We start from the raw sequence: 16211 nt of genomic DNA, 5'->3' as shown, positions 1-16211 counted from the left end.
CAAGCGTTGCCCCTACACAGTCCACCTCTTTCAGAATGAGCGGAGTTTGCCTTGCGTCTGTTTCACACCTCCGACTGGCACCTTGGGCAAAACCTGCATGGCCAGGAACGCGACTACGAACACGGTTGTTTCCTCGACTGGCTGCTGCGTCAACTGGGGCAGGAAAAGCCCGACGTGCTGCTGATTGCTGGCGATATCTTCGACACGGTCAACCCGCCGGTCAAAGCCCAGGAACGCCTGTACGACTTCATCGTCAGTGCCCACGAACAACAGCCCGCGCTGAGCATCGTGATGATCGCCGGCAACCACGATTCCGGCTCCCGGATCGAACTGCCCGCACCGCTGATGCGCCGCCTGCGCACCCACGCCCTCGGCCGAGTGCTGTGGCTCGATGATGGGCAACTGGATGCCGAACGGTTGCTGATCCCGCTGCCCGACGCCTCGGGCGAGATCACCGGCTGGTGCCTGGCACTGCCATTTCTGCGCCCTGCCGAAGTCACCGGCGCCCACCTGGGCGACAACTACCTGCGCGGCATCGGCCAGGTGCATGAGTGGCTGATCGCAGCCGCCAACGCCAAGCGCCAGCCGGGCCAGGCGCTGATCGCCATCAGTCATGCGCACATGGCCGGCGGCTCGGTGTCCGAGGACTCCGAGCGCAGCCTGATCATCGGCAACGCCGAAGCCCTGCCCGCCAGCCTGTTTGGCCCGAGCATCAGCTACGTCGCCCTCGGCCACCTGCACAAGCCGCAGAAGGTCAACGGCGAGGAGCGCATTCGCTACTGCGGTTCGCCCATCCCCTTGTCGTTTTCCGAAATTGGCTACCAGCACCAGATCCTCGACGTGCGTCTCGACGGCTCGACCCTGGTCAGCGTCGAGCCGCGCCTGGTTCCGCGGGCAGTCAATCTGCAACGCATGGGTCCGGCACCGTTGGCCGATATCCTCGGCCAACTGGCAGCACTGCCCGACATCGACCTGCTGGCCGATGTCCAGCGCCAGCCCTGGCTGGAGGTACGGGTACGTCTCGACGAGCCGCAACCGGACCTGCGCCAACAGGTGGAAAGCGCCCTGCAAGGCAAAGCCGTGCGCCTGGTGCGGATCGCCGCCGAATACGCCGGCAGCGGCGCGGGGGGTGGCAGCGATGAGGGCGACACCTTGATCGAACTGGATCAACTGACGCCCCAGGAGCTGTTCAGTCGCGCCTGGCTGGATAATTACGGCAGCGCCGTCGACGAACAGACCCTCAGCGATTTTGCGCAACTGCTGCAAGACGTTCAGCAGGAGAGCGAACAGCCATGAAGATCCTCGCCATCCGCCTGAAGAACCTGGCCTCGCTGGCCGGGCCGTTCGAGATCGACTTCAGCGCCGAACCGCTGGCCAGTGCCGGCCTGTTTGCGATCACCGGCCCCACCGGCGCCGGCAAAAGTACCCTGCTCGACGCCTTGTGCCTGGCCCTGTTTGGCGCCGTACCGCGACTCAACAACACCGGGCGTGACGCCAAGGTCCCGGACGCCGACGGCGAAATCGCCACCGGCGATCCACGCACCCTGCTGCGCCGCGGCACTGGCGACGGCTACGCCGAGGTCGACTTCCTCGGCATTGATGGCCGGCGCTACCGCGCGCGCTGGGAAGCCAACCGTGCCCGGGAAAAAGCCAACGGCAAACTGCAGGCCAGCCGCCAGAGCCTGCGCGACCTGGACACCGATCAACTGCTGGCCAGCCAGAAAGGTGAATACAAGACCCAGCTCGAAGCGGTACTGGGCCTGAACTTCGAACAGTTCACCCGGGCGGTGATGCTCGCCCAGAGCGAATTCAGCGCCTTCCTCAAGGCCGACGACAACGACCGTAGCGAACTGCTGGAAAAACTCACCGACACCGCGCTCTACACCCGTCTGGGCAAACGCGCCTTCGACAAGAGCAAGGAAACCCGCGAGCTGCACAAACAGCTGCAGGACCAGGCCAGCGGCGTCACCCCCCTGGAGCCCGAGGCCCGCACCGAACTCGACCAGCGTTTCAGCCAGGCCCAGCAGCAGTTGAAGACCCAACAGGCGCAGCTCAAGCAGTTGGAACTGCAGCACACCTGGCTCAAGGAACTGCAACAGATCCAGGACCAGCAACTGGCGGGCGCCGAGCAACTGCAACAAGCCCAGCACGCCTGGGATGCCCTGGCGGACGCACGGCTGAACCTCAAGCGCCTGGAGCACCTGGCCCCGCAACGTCACCAGTTTGCCCGCCAGGCCGAGCTTGATGCGCAGTTGAGCCCCTTGGCCGCATCGATCCAGCACCACAGCGCCCAACAGGCCGAACACCTCGCCCGTCAGGCACAGTTGGAACTGAGCCTGGAGTCGGCCAAGGCGGCACTGATTCAGGCGCAACAGCAGCACACCAGTAATGCTCCGCTGCTGCGTCAGGCGTTCGAAGAACAAGGCAACCTGGCGCGACTGACCCAGGCCATCAGCGCCTCGGCGGAGCTCAAGCAGACCGCCGAACAGGCAAGCCTGCAAGGCCAGCAAGCCATCACCCAGATGCTCGAACAACAACAGCGCGTGGCCGAGCGCCTGGTCAGCATCGCCAGCCAGTTGGAGCAAAGCCTGCAGTGGGCGCCGGTCAGCGATGCCTGGAACCTGCACCGCGAGCGCTTGCAGCAACTGATGCTGGTGGGCAATCGCCTGAAACAAGGCGAGGCGGAACTGCAGGGGCTGCAACATCAGGCGAGCACCAGCGCCAGCCGCCTGGAGGAGCAGCGTCAGCTGCTACAGGTGCTGTACAGCGAAGCCGACGTCGAACCTCAGGCAGTCGCCGAGCAGATCCAGATTCTCGGCAGCCTGCTGCAAGACAACCGCAAGCAACTGCGGGCGGTGGAAGAGCTGACGCGGCTGTGGGCCAACCAACAGGAGCTGGACAATCGCGGGCAAGCCCTGCAACAGCGCCTACACAGTGCCCAGGGCGAACGCGAACGCCTGACCCGCGAAGGCGTTCAAGCCAAGGCCGAGCTGACCGTGGCCGAGCAGACACTGACCGTCACCCAAGCGCTGCTGGAGCGCCAACGCCTGGCCCGCAGCGCCAGTGTCGAGGAGTTGCGCGGGCAGTTGCAGGACAATCAGCCATGCCCGGTCTGCGGCAGTGTCGAGCACCCGTATCACCAGCCCGAGGCCTTGTTGCAAAGCCTGGGCCGACACGATGAAAACGAACAGGCCAGCGCCCAGAAAGCCGTCGACCTGTTCAAGGAAACCCTCGCCGAACTGCGCGCCGAAGTCGGCGGCGTGATCGCCCAGCAAAAAGAGCTGCTGCAACAGCAGGAAAACCTCCTCACCCAGCAGCAAAGCCTGGCCCCGAGCCTGGAAGCCCATCCGCTGGCAGCCCAGTTGCAGGCGCAGGATCCTGGTCGCCGCGAAGCCTGGCTGGCCCAGCAAAACACTCAGTTGAACCAGAACCTCAGCCAGGACGAACAGCGCCAGGGCGCCCTGCTCACCCTGCAACAGGACGCCGCGCGCCTGGCGCAGCAACTGCAGGCCGCCGAACAGGCCAGCCAGCAGGCGGCGCAACAACTGACCCTGCAGCAGCGCGAGCTGGGCAACGACCGCCTACGCCTGGACGAAGAGCTTGCCGCTTTCGCCAACCTGCTCCCGAGCGCCATCCTTGAAGGCCTGCGCCATGAACCTGCGGCGACCTTCCTCCAGCTCGACCAACAGGTGGCCCAGCGCCTGGAGCAACTGGCGCGCCAGCGTGAAGAACTGGACGAGCAGCAGCAACGCCAGCCAAGCCTGGAAATGGAACAAGACCGCCAACTGACCCGGCTGCAACAGACCGAGGCCGCGCAACAGCAGCACGCTCTGCTCAGCGCACAGCTGCACGGCGCCCAACAGCAACTCAGTGCGCTGCTGGGTGACCAGCCGAGTGCCGAAGCCTGGCAAACACAACTGGAGCAAGCGCTCGAACTGTCGCGCCAGGCACAAGCCACGGCCAGCCAGCAACTGCAGGAAGTGCATAGCCAGCTCATCCAACTGGCAGCCGAACTCAAGGCCCAGCAACAGCGCCAGCAGGCGCTGGACAGCGAACGCCAAGCACTGCAGAGCAACGTCGCCGAATGGCGTACCCTGCATCCCGAACTCGACGACGCAGGCCTTGCGCAGTTGCTGGGCTACAGCGACGAACAGGTCAGCCAGTTGCGCCAACAGTTGCAACGCAGCGAAACCGCGATCGAGCAAGCCAAGGTCTTGCTGCAGGAACGCGAGCAGCGCCTGCACGAACATCAGGCCCAGCACAACGCTTACCTGGACGGCGAACAACTGGCCGCGGCCCTGGGCGATCTGCAAGCACAGGCCGCCATCAGCGAACAACAATGCGCCGAGTTGCGCGCACAACAGGCCGAGGATCAACGACGCCAGGATGCCAACCAGGCGCTGGCCCAACGCATCAGCCAGGCGTATCAGGAGTGGCAGCGCTGGGCCCGGCTCAATGCCTTGATCGGCTCGGCCACCGGCGACACTTTCCGCAAGATCGCCCAGGCCTACAACCTCGACCTGCTGGTGCATCACGCCAACGTGCAATTGCGCCAACTGGTGCGGCGCTACCGGCTCAAGCGCGGCGGCAGCATGCTCGGCCTGCTGGTGATGGACACCGAGATGGGCGACGAACTGCGTTCGGTGCATTCATTGTCCGGCGGGGAAACCTTCCTGGTCTCGCTGGCGCTAGCCCTGGGCCTGGCCTCGATGGCTTCGAGCACCTTGAAAATCGAGTCGCTGTTCATCGACGAAGGTTTTGGCAGTCTCGATCCGGAGTCGCTGCAACTGGCGATGGACGCCCTCGACGGCCTGCAGGCCCAGGGACGCAAGGTGGGGGTGATTTCCCACGTGCAGGAAATGCACGAGCGGATTCCGGTGCAGATTCAGGTGCGTCGCCAAGGCAACGGACTGAGCACCCTGGAGGTGAAATGAACCGGCTGTATTCCTTCCGCCGCTGCCCCTACGCCATGCGGGCACGCATGGCGCTGCGTTATAGCGCGGTGCCATTGGCCATCGTCGAAGTCAGCCTCAAGGCCAAGCCGCCGGAGATGCTCGCGCTCTCCAGCAAAGGCACGGTGCCGGTACTGAGTACCGATGGCCGAGTGATCGACGAAAGCCTGCAGATCATGACCTGGGCGCTGGCGCAGAACGATCCCGAGGACTGGCTGCTCAAGGACAACCCTGTCGCCCAATCACTGACCGCGGCGCTGATCGAAGAAAACGACCAGGTGTTCAAGGTCAGCCTCAATCGCTACAAGTACGCCGAGCGCTACCCGGAGCATTCCAGGGAGCACTACCGCGCCGAGGGCGAAGTGTTCCTGCGCAAGCTCGATGGCTTGCTGCAACAGCAGCGCTATCTAGTGGCCGATCACCCAAGCCTGGCCGACATTGCCCTGATGCCCTTTATCCGCCAGTTCGCCCACGTCGACCGCGACGGCTTCGCGCAGCTACCGTATACGCAGTTGCAGGTGTGGCTTACGGGGATGATCGAGTCGCCGTTGTTCACGGCGATCATGGCCAAGCAACCCGAGCATCACTGATACCACTGAATCAGGCACCATTGATGTTGGCTATGCCGGCCTCATCGCGGGCAAGCCCGCTCCCACAGTGATTTTGGGGTGTTCGCAGATTTTGGGTACACCCACTCAACATGTGGGAGCGGGCTTGCCCGCGATGGGGCCGGCACATCCAACATCGGCGGTGCCTGGCAGATCAATGCTGGACTTTATGATCCAGCGCCGCATAGAAATTGGCGCTCTGTTGCAGGTATTTCTGGGTGTAGGTCTGGGTGCCGGTTCTTTTGTCGTTGATCTCGACGCTGGCATTGGCTGGCAGCACGACGCTGGCTGAGATGGCGGACGCGGCGATGACGGAGAAGAGATTGAAGTTCATGGCGGTAACCCTCGTGTGCAGTTGGCTTGCTTGCCTGTGTAGGCCGTGAAGCAAACTTACGCCCGAGGGTTGGCGCGCTTGAAATCTTTTGTATCAGTAGCCGATATCACTGCGATTAATACAACGGTGCAAGCCCCGCCAGGCGGGGCCTCACGCTTACGGGCGGGACAGGAACTTGAGATCGCTGGGCGCATCGATCGCCAGCTTCTGCACGGTTTTACCCAACAGGCCGCTGTGTCCATCACGCTCGATGACGACGATCTGGTTGCTTTTCTGGTTGGCCACCAACACAAACCGGCCGCTCGGATCGAGGCTGAACTCGCGGGGATGATCGCCTTCCACCGAACGCCGTTGCAGCTCCTTGAGCTCACCCGTGCTCGGGTCGATGGCAAACACCAGCAGCTCGTTGGCCGAACCGCGGTTGCTGACGTAGAGGAACTTGCCATCGGCAGAGGCATGCAACGCGGCTGCGGCTTTTTTCGCCGCTGGCTGCCCGGCTGCCAGGTCCACCAGTTGGCGCTGGATCAGCGTGCCATCCTGGTAGTCGAACACCGCGACTTGCGCGCTCATCTCCATGCTCAGGTAGGCATGCTTGCCATCGGCGGCGAACAGCAGGTGCCGTGGCCCGCTGCCTGGTGGCAACTGCACCGAGGCTGGCGTGGCGGCCGTCAGCGGGTGCTCCGGATTAGCCTTGGGGTCGTAGCGATAGACAAACACCTGGTCGGCCCCCAGGTCATTGGAAAACACGAACCGACCGTCCGGTGACGACACCGTCGAATGCACGTGGGCCGACATCTGGCGCTCGGGGTTGACCCGGCTCGCCGGATGGCTGCTCAGTTGCACGGGTGGCGACAACCGGCCCTCGCGGCTGACCGGCAAGACCGCCAGGCTGCCACCCGGGTCGGCCGCTACCGAGTAGTTGCTGACGAACAGGTACTGGCCATCGGCGCTGAGGCTCGAATGAGTCGGCTCGTTGCCCAGGCTCTGTACCTGGTTGATCAGGCTCAGTTGGCGAGTCTTGGGGTCGATCGCCAGGCTGCTGACGCGTCCGACCACGTCAGCTTGTCCGGGGCCATTCTCGTTGACCACGAACAGTTGCCGCTGATCGCGGGACAAGGTCAGCCACGAAGGGTTGGCGCTCTGGAACACTTGCAACGGCGTGGCGTCGAGCTGGCCGCTGCGGCTGTCGAACTGCAGGCGATAGATGCCCTGGCTCTGGCCTTGGGTGTAGCTGCCGATCAACAGCTCGTGGGGCTCGGCGGGAGCGGCTTGCACCCCCATCGCGGCGAAGCTGCTGGCCACCAGGAGCGGCCAGAGGTTACGCATCCCCATGGTCTTCGCCTTCATCGTTGCTGCCACTGAACGCGCTCATGCACACCAGGCGGTGCTCACCGGCATCGCTGCTCAGGGTCCAGCTCTGCAGGTCGGCGTCGAACACGGCCGCCTGCACCTGGGCCAGGCTGAACACCCAATGCTTGATCGCGCGGCCATCCATGCACTCGATGTGCAACTGATCCTCCTCGTCCAACGAGAAGTCGAAGGCGTGCAGGCCATCGATTTCCAGCATGTCGCAGGTTTCGAGGGCGTTGAGCAGAGTCTTTGAAGCAGCAGTCATCACAATCCATCTTCAGTGGCAAAGACGCTGATGATAGGCCAATCCCCCGCGTCTTTCCCCTCTTGCATGCCTCAGCGGTAACGGACTACCGCACTTGCCCCGGACAGACTTGCGATCCTTGGCGCGAAATCACACCTCCCACACCACAGAAAGGAATCTGCTATGCCGATCATTGCATCGACACCCGAGCCGGGCACCCGCCAGGCACTCACCCTGTTGCCCAACCGCGGCAACTTCCTTGCCGACGCCGTTGCCCGCCAGTTTGCCAGCCGACCGACCTTGCGCCAGGTGGTCGCGCAGGTCTTGCACGAGCGCATCGTGAAGCAGTACCCGCCGCTGTCCCTGGATCTGAGCAAGACCAAACTCGCCACGCCCAATCAAAACGGTGGCTGGGATCTCAAGCTGTTGATGGATGTAACCCTCGAGTACCTGGCCAATGACACACCGCTGAACTTTACCGTCAGCGTCGATGAACGCCGCTGCTTCCTGACCCAGCAGGTGCCCACGCACCTGACCTATGAGGCCAATGGCAGCAAAGAGCCTGACATGGGCCTTATCGAGCGCGTGGTGGCAGACCTGGCCGACACCCTGAGCGTCGAGTACCAGGACGCGCTGACGGCCTACTGGAATCTACCGGGCGACACAGGCGTCAGCCGCTGGCAATGGCTGGGCGATCTGCTGGCCAGCAACCTGAGCAACGCTGCGAGTCTACTGTCGCCACAGCACCAGCCATTGCGAATGGTCCTTGATACGTTGACTCGCCACCCGGATCGTCGCGACCGCGAAGCACTGCCTCATCCTGACGGCTTCGTGCATGCGTATTGCCTTGAAACCTGTGTTATCCGAGACGGTGCGACCACGCGCCTGCTGGCTCCCGATCTGCTCGTGGTACAGGCCAGCCATATTCTGCTGTGCAAGGTATCTGGCAGCATCGAGTCTTATCCATCCATGGAGGCGTTCACCCAGGACTGGGGCGCGCACCTCACACGCCAGGTGCTGGCGGACCGGATCATCGTCAAGCGCTACGAACCCGACGGCAATATTTTCGATACCCAGGCCGCATTACTGCTCAATCACCAACTGGACGAACTCGACGCCATCCGCTTGCCGGCCAACCATGGCGAGCCGGTGTTGCAAAGGCTGTTCGCTGCCACCACCCATCCTGCACCCTACTTTATCGACGCACCGGTGCCCGATCAGCAACACCGCGCCAAAATCGAATCGACACTGCCGCAATGGCTGCTCGATGCCAGCCCCCGCGACCGTTTTGCCTATCGCCTGGAGACCATGGAGTTGGCGCGTCTGCAGCGAGAAACGGCAGGCGCCTCGTTTCTCGACGGCATCGAGAACCTGCACGCCTTCACCACCCGCACCTTGCGCGAGCTCATACGTCAGGACCACCCCGACGCCACCTGCGAGCCTGACGATCTGGAATTGACCTTCCATGTGCCAGTGGGTGACCTGGGTAGCGGCTACCTCGTCCCGGAGTCCATGAGCCTGACCGAGTTGGCCATCAAGAACCTCGCCAGCGCGCCGCACGGTCGCCTGAGCGTTCGCGACAAGACTGGAAAACCCGTGCCCGGGTGGCTGACCGCTGACTACCTGCTGGGTGAAAAGGGCCTGTTCAGCAGCACCGAAGGCCTGATCAGCCGAGCCAACATCGGCGAACGCTACCCGCAGAAAATCAACGAGCTGTTGCTCGCCAATACCGCCGAGTCGCAACGGCGCGAAGCCTTGTTCGGTGAGGAACTGAAGGTGCGCCTGCCCCTGCAGGCCCTGGAACACAGTATCCGTGCGCAACAGGGCTTTACGTTCCAGGGTTACCGTCACCTCAAGGCCTTGATGCACACCCGTGCCGCCGACCGCGTGGTTGACGATCAGGACATCGTGATTCGCCCCCTGGCGTTCATCCGCCAGCCCGGCGCGGCGGCAGATCCCGTCAATAACATGTTCATCGTTGAACCGCGCGATACCGGCAATGGCCCGCATATTCTCTATCGACCGCTGTATCAGGATTGCTTGCGCCAGTTTCCGACACGTGCCGCGCTATTACAGGCGATCACCCAGCCTGGAGCGCTACAGGACAGCGTCCTCAGCTGGTTGTCAGACAAAGCCCGGCCAATCTACAGCCACAATGGCTTTGCCAGCCCACATATTCTGCGCTTCGGCCCAGGCGACGACACCGTTGTGTGGACGGCTCCCGCCCCCGCACAATTGGCGGGGGACAACAATGCCAGCGAGGTTGCGGATTCCTTGGCGCAGTGCCTGGCCACCGGCCGGTTGACCCAGTACCTGTATGGCAGCAATGCCCGGACCCTGGTGGATCTGGCTGACCGGGAGTCGGTGTCCAATGCCGAAAGCCGCTGGGCGATCCTGATGGAGGGTGGCTGGCTGTTGTTCAATGCCGTGCTCATGCCCCTGTTGCGCGGGCCTGCCATGGTGGTCGGCTGGATGCTGCAGTTGACCCTGAGCCTCAAACAGGACATTGCCGGGCTGGACAGTGATGACTCATCCACCCGAGAGCTGGCCTGGGTCGATCTACTGCTCAACATCGGGCTGATTGTGTTGCACAGTGCGTCACGGGAACATCCGGCCATTGAGTCCGCAACACTTGAGCCCGTTGCTGAACTGCCGCTGGTCCTGGCCTCGTTGCGTCGACCGGCAACCGAAACCGCGGTTCAACCAACGGCAGCCATCGAACAGGGATCGGTCGGCCTACCTTCAGAGCCTCCCGCCGGCGACCACACCCTGGTCGACTTTATCCAGTCAAACGCCCGAGACGCGTCCAGCCGTCGACTGCTCGACGCCCTGCGAGAGCTCAGTGTCGTTTGGCCGGCGCCACCACCCTCCCCCGTGGAGATCGGTCCCTTCAAAGGCCTGTATCGCATTGACAATCGCTGGCACGCCTCGGTGAGCGGGTTACTGTTTCGTGTAAGCATCGTTCCCGGGTTTGGCGAAGTGTTCATCATCCATCCGGAAAAACCCCTGCACCCGGGATTCAAGCTCAGGACCGATGGACAAGGCCATTGGACCCTGGACCAGGGATTGAAACTGCAAGGAGGTGGACGGGACCAGCGCAAATCAGCCAAAGAGCTGGCGATAGCGAACAAACGTACGCTGGCATTGGCTGAACTCAACCGGATCGAAGACACGCTGAACGCCCAAATCGATCTGGCCAACCCTTTGCTCAGGGAGGTGGCGGTCGCCAGTCTGGTGAGCACACGCGTACGCAATCAGCTGAAAGACCTGCTACGCAGCCTGGGCAATGCACCTGACGACGAGGCCCTGATCGCCGAGCACGCGGCCAAAATGGTCCAGGGTGCCCGTGCCAGGCTGAATCTCCAGGTGGTCCTGGAAAAAACCGGGTCGTTGTCGATCGGGTGATCGAAATACGTCGCGACCTGATAAAGGCCTACCCACAGATGAAGGAAGCCGATGGCAAGTTTGATGCCGAGACCAAGTCCATTACGCAATACCTGCAGATCCTGGCCGCCTACGAGGTTCGAACCCTTGAGCAGGCAAGCGTCTACGTGGCCTCCTTTACTTCCGAACGGGGTCAATCGCTGGCAGACATGTATGAAGCGATCCACGACGAAGCGTCGGCCAGGGTTGTCCATGACTTCGTGGAGACCAACTTCGCCGCCGCCGAACACTATGCACAGGCCGTCATGGCCTTCGAAGCCGCGCTGGAAGAAATGACCCAGCATTGCAAGACCGGCCCGGCACAGCGCGTCAAATTCCTCGATGCAAACCCCAAGCGTAAAAACTACACGCGACTCAGCGCGACCCTGGAGACACTCGATGCTCTCGTCGAGCTGAGCCTCGAACCCATCCCCCAGGCGACCACACCGCAGGAGGACTACTTCCTGACACTCCACATAAACCGCAAGACCTCGTTGTATGCCATGAAGGACTCCCACCTGGAGTTGCTCAGCAGCGAAGGGTTCAGCGTCTCGGAGCGCAAGGAAGTGCTGGCTAACCTGATCGAGCATTACAACCAGTACATTCAGACCAGCCGCGCACTGGTAGAGCTGGATTCCAACAGCGTCCACCCACGCTACATGCCTTTGTTGATCGAACGCCTGGATTGGGTGCGCAACAGCGCCGAGGCCGAATTGGCGGCGGTGTTGCGCGAAGACGAGCACCTGACCCCGCCCGCAACTGTCGTCACTTCCCCGCCAACCACACCCCGCTCCAGACGTGTCTTCAAATCCCGGGACAAGGGCACCCTGGTGGGCGACCTGGTGCCTGCGGAGGCTGGGAGCACGTTCCCGACCATCGTCACTCGAAACCCCATCACCGAAGAGATCAGCGCGCGCTTCATGGAGAATCCCGACGAAGGCTGGGTGGAAATCGTCGAAGCAAAACCAACGCCACCGGCACCAAAGCCTCAAGCACGCGCCCTGGCGACCCTGCGCGCGGAAGGCAACCGGCTGATCGATGAAGTCCCCGCCATCGAAAAATCCATCGAGTTCCAGAAAAGGAAACTCGTCGATCCACAACGACGCGATGAACTCAATCCCCGTGACTGGAACGACATGCTCAGCCAACAGGCACAGCGGATCGAAGCGGTGGCCAGCGAAATCGAAAGCAACCACGGGGACAAACAGGACGCGATGCAGAGCGTTCAGCGCTTGCGCCAGGAAGCCCTCGACATCAGGAGCAAAGCCCAACGACATTGCAGCGAAGGCTACAAGGCCCAACGCCCCCGCGCTGAAAATATCGACTACCTGCGAGCCCACGGCGCGGTGGATATCGGCCTGGTCCACGGCCCGCAACCCACAGCCGCACAGGACTACGTCACGGAGTTCGCCGTACGCGAGAAGAACTCGCTCACGGTGTTGTGGTACGCCCACTTTCACTACAGCAGCAGCACCAGCGCACCCGAAGCCTACACAGCCGCACACCTCAAACGTCCAGAGCATCGGTTTATAACGTTCAAGGACCTGCTGGCCCAGGCTGGAACGGACAACCGAAAAATCGTCAGGGACCTCTACAGCCCGATCTCCCCACCCCTGGATCGGCGACTGTTCCTCGACCTGCTGCCAGTCTGAGACCCAACAACCTGGAGGAGCGCGGATCCGCGCGGTGGGTTGGACCACAAAGCAGAAGACCGCAGCCTTGGCTGCGGTCTTCTGTGTCCTTGGGGCGCTGGATCAGTGGGCGAACAGCGAATTACCCTTCTGCCCTGCCAGTTTCTCCGGTTTGATCAGGAACCGCGCCAGGGCTGGCAACAGCCACAGGGCGCCAAACATGTTCCACAGCAGCATGAAGGTCAGCATCAAGCCCATGTCGGCCTGGAACTTGATCGCCGAGAAGATCCAGGTGCACACGCCGATGGCCAGGCACAGGCCGGTGAACAGCACCGCCTTGCCGGTGGATTTCAGCGTCTGGTAGTAAGCCTCCTGCAATGGCAGGCCGGCGCGCAGGAAGCTTTCCAGGCGGCTGTAGATGTAGATGCCGTAGTCCACGCCAATCCCCACCCCGAGCGCCACCACCGGCAAGGTCGCAACCTTCACGCCGATGCCCATGAAGGCCATCAGGGCGTTACCCAGCACCGAGGTCAGGACCAGCGGCAAGACGATGCACAAGGTCGCCGCCCAGGAACGGAAGGTGATCATGCACATGGTGGCTACACAGATGTAGACCAGGATCAGGATGGTCAGCTCCGACTCCTTGATCACCTCGTTGGTGGCCGCCTCGATCCCGGCGTTACCGGCGGCAAGGATGAACTCCAGGCCATCCTTGTTGTTTTCCTTGGCAAACTCCTGCACCGCATGTACCGCACGGTCGAGGGTTTCGGCCTTGTGGTCGTTGAGGAACACCAGCACCGGCGCCAGGGAGCAACTGTTGTTGTACAGGCCGTCGGCGCGGGCGATGGAGTTGTTCAGCACGTCAGGGTTACGCGACAGGGTTTCCCATTTCAGGTTGCCCTCGTTCATGCCCTTGATCATCTGCTTGGACACGGTCACCAGGGAAATCGCCGACTGCACGCCCTCGGTGTTCTGCATTTTCCACATCAGCTCATCGATCGGTGCCATGGCCTCGTAGCGCGAGCAGCCTTCGGACTTGGTCTTGACCATCACCACCAGTACGTCGGAGCTGGTGGAATAGTTGTTGATGATGAAGTTGTTGTCCTTGTTGTAGCGCGAGTCCGGACGCAGCTCCGGTGCGCCCTGGTCGAGGTCACCGATTTTCAGGTTTTTGCTGTACCACAGGCCGCCACCGAAGGCGATCAGGGCGATCAGGATCGACACTGGCGCGACTTTGGAGCTGGCGAAGTTCGACAGCAGGCGCCAGAACGGGTGTTCGCGGGTTGCGTCCTTCTTGCTTTTGGCGATGGCACGCTTGCTGATGCCTACGTAGGAAATCGCCACCGGCAACAGGATCAGGTTGGTGAACACGATCACCGCCACGCCGATGGAGGCGCCGATGGCCAGCTCGCGAATCACCCCGATGTCGATGATCAGCAAGGTAATGAAGCCCACCGCGTCCGCCAGGATCGCGATCATGCCCGGCAGGAACAGCTGGCGGAACGTGCGCCGGGCTGCGGTCAGCGCGTTGTCGGCCTCGCTGGATTGCAGGGCGATACCGTTGATTTTCTGCACGCCGTGGGAAATACCGATGGCGAAGATCAGGAACGGCACCAGCATCGAGTACGGGTCCAGGCCGAAGCCGAACGCATGCATCAAGCCCAGTTGCCAGATCACCGCCACCAGGGTGGTACTCAGTACGGCGATGGTGCTGCGCACGCAGTTGGTGAACCACAACAGCAGGACCAGGGTGATGACAAAGGCCACGCCGAAGAACAGCACCACCATGATCAGGCCATCGATCAGGTCACCGACCTTCTTGGCAAAACCGACGATGTGGATCTTGATGTTGGGGTTCTGTTGCTCGAACTTGTTGCGGATCTTGTCTTCAAGTTCGTGGGAGAACTTCTGGTAGTCCAGCGCCAGCAGCTTGCCCTGGTCTTGCGGGTCCGGGTAGGACTCCAGCAGCGGAATGTCGACGATGCTCGACTTGAAGTCGTTGGACACCAGGCGTCCGACCTGGCCGGACTTGAGCACGTTGTTGCGCAGCAGTTCGAGGCTGTCGGCCGAGCCGTTGTAGCTCTGCGGGATCACTTCACCGCCGGCAAAGCCCTCCTCGGTCACTTCGGTCCAGCGTACGCTGGGGCTCCACAGCGACTTCAGGCCCGAGCGATCGACGCCGGAGATGTAGAACACCTCGTCATTGATCTGGCGCAGGGTCTCCATGTACTCCTTGGAGAAGATGTCACCGTTGGTGGCCTCCACCGAAATCCGCACGGTGTTGCCCAGGTTCGCCAGATCGTTGCGATGCTCCATCATTTTTTCAATGAACGGATGCTGTAGCGGGATCATTTTTTCGAAGCTGGTGGAAGGCCGGATCAGCGTCGCCTGCCAGAACAGGAAAATGCTCACCAGCAGGCAGATCACGATGACTGCCGGGCGGTTGTTGAAAATCAGGCGCTCGAGAAACGTCGCCTTGTCTTGATGATGACTGCTCATGGATGTCATTTCTCCGCCTTCTTATTATTTGCCCGGCTCATTTATTCAGTTCTGCGCCGGTTGGCGAAGTGGCGCGAACACCGCCCTGTCCGACCAAAATCAAATTGCCGTTGCCTGCCGCCGTGACGCCCGCCACCGAAATCCGGTCTGGGCGATTGAACACACTGAAGGTCTGCCCGTCGTCATTGCTGCGCACCACGCTGCCGCCGTTGCCGACGATCACGATCGAGCCATCCTCGAGCAAGGTCGCGCCAGACAGGCCGAATTCCAGGGCGCCGCGCGCGGCCTTGAGCTCGACCGGCTCCCAGGTGCTGCCAAAATCGCTGGAGCGGAACAGGTTGCCGCGCAAGCCGTAGGCCAGCAGCGTCGATGGCTGGGCGGTGCCGATGACCCCGAACAGCGAACCCTCGTACGGGCCTTCGACCCGTTCCCAGGTCTGGCCCCAATCGGCGGAGCGGAACATGCTGCCCTGCTCTCCGACGATGAACAGGCCGGCATCCTTGACCGCGGCAATGGCGTTGAGGTGGTACTGATCTTCGTTGTCGAGGCGGTCACTGACGTCTTCCCAGGTTTTCCCGGCGTCGGTGGTTTCCAGTAGCGCGCCATAGGCACCCACGGCAAAGCCGTTGCTGGCGTCCTTGAACCAGACGTCGAGCAACGGCGCTTCGCGTTTGAGGTCTTCGAACTGCTTGGTCCAGGTCACTCCGCCGTCGGCGCTGGCGAGGATCTGCGCATCGTGACCGACGGCCCAGCCATGCTGGTCATCGACGAAGAACACCGAGGTCAGCAACTGCCGCGAAGGCACCTTGGCCTGGGTCCAGGTGCTGCCCTGGTCATCGGAATAGAGAATGTGCCCGCGGTCACCGACCGCGATCAGCCGCTTGCCAGCATGCACGACATCCAGCATCAAGCCCTTGGCGGACTTGGCCGACTCAATGGAATAGACCGTATCGACGGCTGGCGTGGCATTCGCCAGGGCCGGTGCCGACAGGACCGCGCTGCCCAACAGCGAGAGCGCTGTAGCCAGCAACGCGAATCTGCGTGGTGCCGGCGGGCGGCCAATACCCACACCCATGACAGGCTCACTCATAGACCTTTCCCCCATTATTATTGTTAGGTCGTTCAACCTTTCAGGGCGCCGTGCGGGGCGTGCTACCGGATGACCGGATT

At 62.2% G+C, this 16211-nt stretch carries 10 protein-coding genes; 5 read left to right on the top strand and 5 right to left on the bottom strand.

Annotated features, from left to right (window positions below; genetic code table 11):
• The first annotated feature begins 51 nt into the window (after positions 1 to 51).
• Genes PspS04_RS13405 through PspS04_RS13395 form a run of 3 tightly spaced genes read left to right on the top strand, consistent with a single transcriptional unit; the run spans position 52 to position 5542 of the window.
• Entirely contained in the window at positions 52 to 1296 is a 1245-nt protein-coding gene (locus tag PspS04_RS13405; RefSeq protein WP_159995809.1) for an exonuclease SbcCD subunit D C-terminal domain-containing protein, read from the top strand.
• A complete protein-coding gene (locus PspS04_RS13400) occupies positions 1293 to 4934 on the top strand; it encodes an AAA family ATPase (RefSeq protein WP_159995807.1) in 3642 nt (1213 codons plus the stop codon). Before PspS04_RS13405 ends, PspS04_RS13400 begins: the two co-directional genes overlap by 4 nt.
• A complete protein-coding gene (locus PspS04_RS13395; RefSeq protein ID WP_159995805.1) occupies positions 4931 to 5542 on the top strand; it encodes a glutathione S-transferase in 612 nt (203 codons plus the stop codon). The genes PspS04_RS13400 and PspS04_RS13395 overlap by 4 nt, the downstream gene beginning before the upstream one ends.
• A gap of 172 nt (positions 5543 to 5714) precedes the next feature.
• Here the strand turns inward: PspS04_RS13395 and PspS04_RS13390 are convergent, their stop codons facing one another.
• The 3 genes from PspS04_RS13390 to PspS04_RS13380 all read right to left on the bottom strand — a co-directional run bounded on the left by PspS04_RS13390 (position 5715) and on the right by PspS04_RS13380 (position 7509).
• Positions 5715 to 5894 carry a hypothetical protein gene (locus PspS04_RS13390; RefSeq protein WP_095168809.1) on the bottom strand — a complete coding sequence of 60 codons (180 nt, stop codon included), beginning with the start codon at positions 5892 to 5894 and terminating at the stop codon, positions 5715 to 5717.
• Positions 5895 to 6050: 156 nt separating this feature from the next.
• The gene (locus PspS04_RS13385) at positions 6051 to 7226 is read right to left on the bottom strand and encodes a lactonase family protein (protein ID WP_174244577.1); all 1176 of its coding nucleotides are present in this window, start codon (positions 7224 to 7226) and stop codon (positions 6051 to 6053) included.
• Entirely contained in the window at positions 7213 to 7509 is a 297-nt protein-coding gene (locus PspS04_RS13380; protein WP_159995803.1) for a DUF5629 family protein, read from the bottom strand. Before PspS04_RS13380 ends, PspS04_RS13385 begins: the two co-directional genes overlap by 14 nt.
• 162 nt (positions 7510 to 7671) lie before the next feature.
• Between PspS04_RS13380 and PspS04_RS13375 the strand changes: the two genes are divergently transcribed.
• Entirely contained in the window at positions 7672 to 10893 is a 3222-nt protein-coding gene (locus tag PspS04_RS13375) for a dermonecrotic toxin domain-containing protein (RefSeq protein ID WP_159995801.1), read from the top strand.
• Entirely contained in the window at positions 10890 to 12563 is a 1674-nt protein-coding gene (locus tag PspS04_RS13370; RefSeq protein ID WP_237234995.1) for a hypothetical protein, read from the top strand. The genes PspS04_RS13375 and PspS04_RS13370 overlap by 4 nt, the downstream gene beginning before the upstream one ends.
• A 102-nt stretch (positions 12564 to 12665) precedes the next feature.
• On the opposite strand, the gene PspS04_RS13365 is transcribed toward PspS04_RS13370, so the two are convergent.
• Together PspS04_RS13365 and PspS04_RS13360 are read right to left on the bottom strand one after the other, a co-directional pair.
• The gene (locus PspS04_RS13365; protein WP_371917593.1) at positions 12666 to 15041 is read right to left on the bottom strand and encodes an efflux RND transporter permease subunit; all 2376 of its coding nucleotides are present in this window, start codon (positions 15039 to 15041) and stop codon (positions 12666 to 12668) included.
• A gap of 37 nt (positions 15042 to 15078) precedes the next feature.
• Complete coding sequence (locus PspS04_RS13360; protein WP_159995797.1) at positions 15079 to 16131, bottom strand: YCF48-related protein; 1053 nt, start codon at positions 16129 to 16131, stop codon at positions 15079 to 15081.
• Between the last annotated feature and the right edge of the window lie 80 nt (positions 16132 to 16211).

This window comes from Pseudomonas sp. S04 (assembly GCF_009834545.1).
Taxonomy (GTDB): Bacteria; Pseudomonadota; Gammaproteobacteria; order Pseudomonadales; family Pseudomonadaceae; genus Aquipseudomonas.
This window is presented reverse-complemented; position numbering and strand designations above follow the sequence as displayed.

What these genes read in the sequence shown, in the direction of transcription:
- PspS04_RS13400 (WP_159995807.1), top strand. Translation starts at nt 1,293, where the DNA reads ATGAAGATCCTCGCCATCCGCCTGAAGAACCTGGCCTCGCTGGCCGGG.
- PspS04_RS13395 (WP_159995805.1), top strand. Translation starts at nt 4,931, where the DNA reads ATGAACCGGCTGTATTCCTTCCGCCGCTGCCCCTACGCCATGCGGGCA.
- PspS04_RS13390 (WP_095168809.1), bottom strand. Translation starts at nt 5,894, where the DNA reads ATGAACTTCAATCTCTTCTCCGTCATCGCCGCGTCCGCCATCTCAGCC.
- PspS04_RS13385 (WP_174244577.1), bottom strand. Translation starts at nt 7,226, where the DNA reads ATGGGGATGCGTAACCTCTGGCCGCTCCTGGTGGCCAGCAGCTTCGCC.
- PspS04_RS13380 (WP_159995803.1), bottom strand. Translation starts at nt 7,509, where the DNA reads ATGACTGCTGCTTCAAAGACTCTGCTCAACGCCCTCGAAACCTGCGAC.
- PspS04_RS13375 (WP_159995801.1), top strand. Translation starts at nt 7,672, where the DNA reads ATGCCGATCATTGCATCGACACCCGAGCCGGGCACCCGCCAGGCACTC.
- PspS04_RS13365 (WP_371917593.1), bottom strand. Translation starts at nt 15,041, where the DNA reads ATGAGCAGTCATCATCAAGACAAGGCGACGTTTCTCGAGCGCCTGATT.
- PspS04_RS13360 (WP_159995797.1), bottom strand. Translation starts at nt 16,131, where the DNA reads ATGAGTGAGCCTGTCATGGGTGTGGGTATTGGCCGCCCGCCGGCACCA.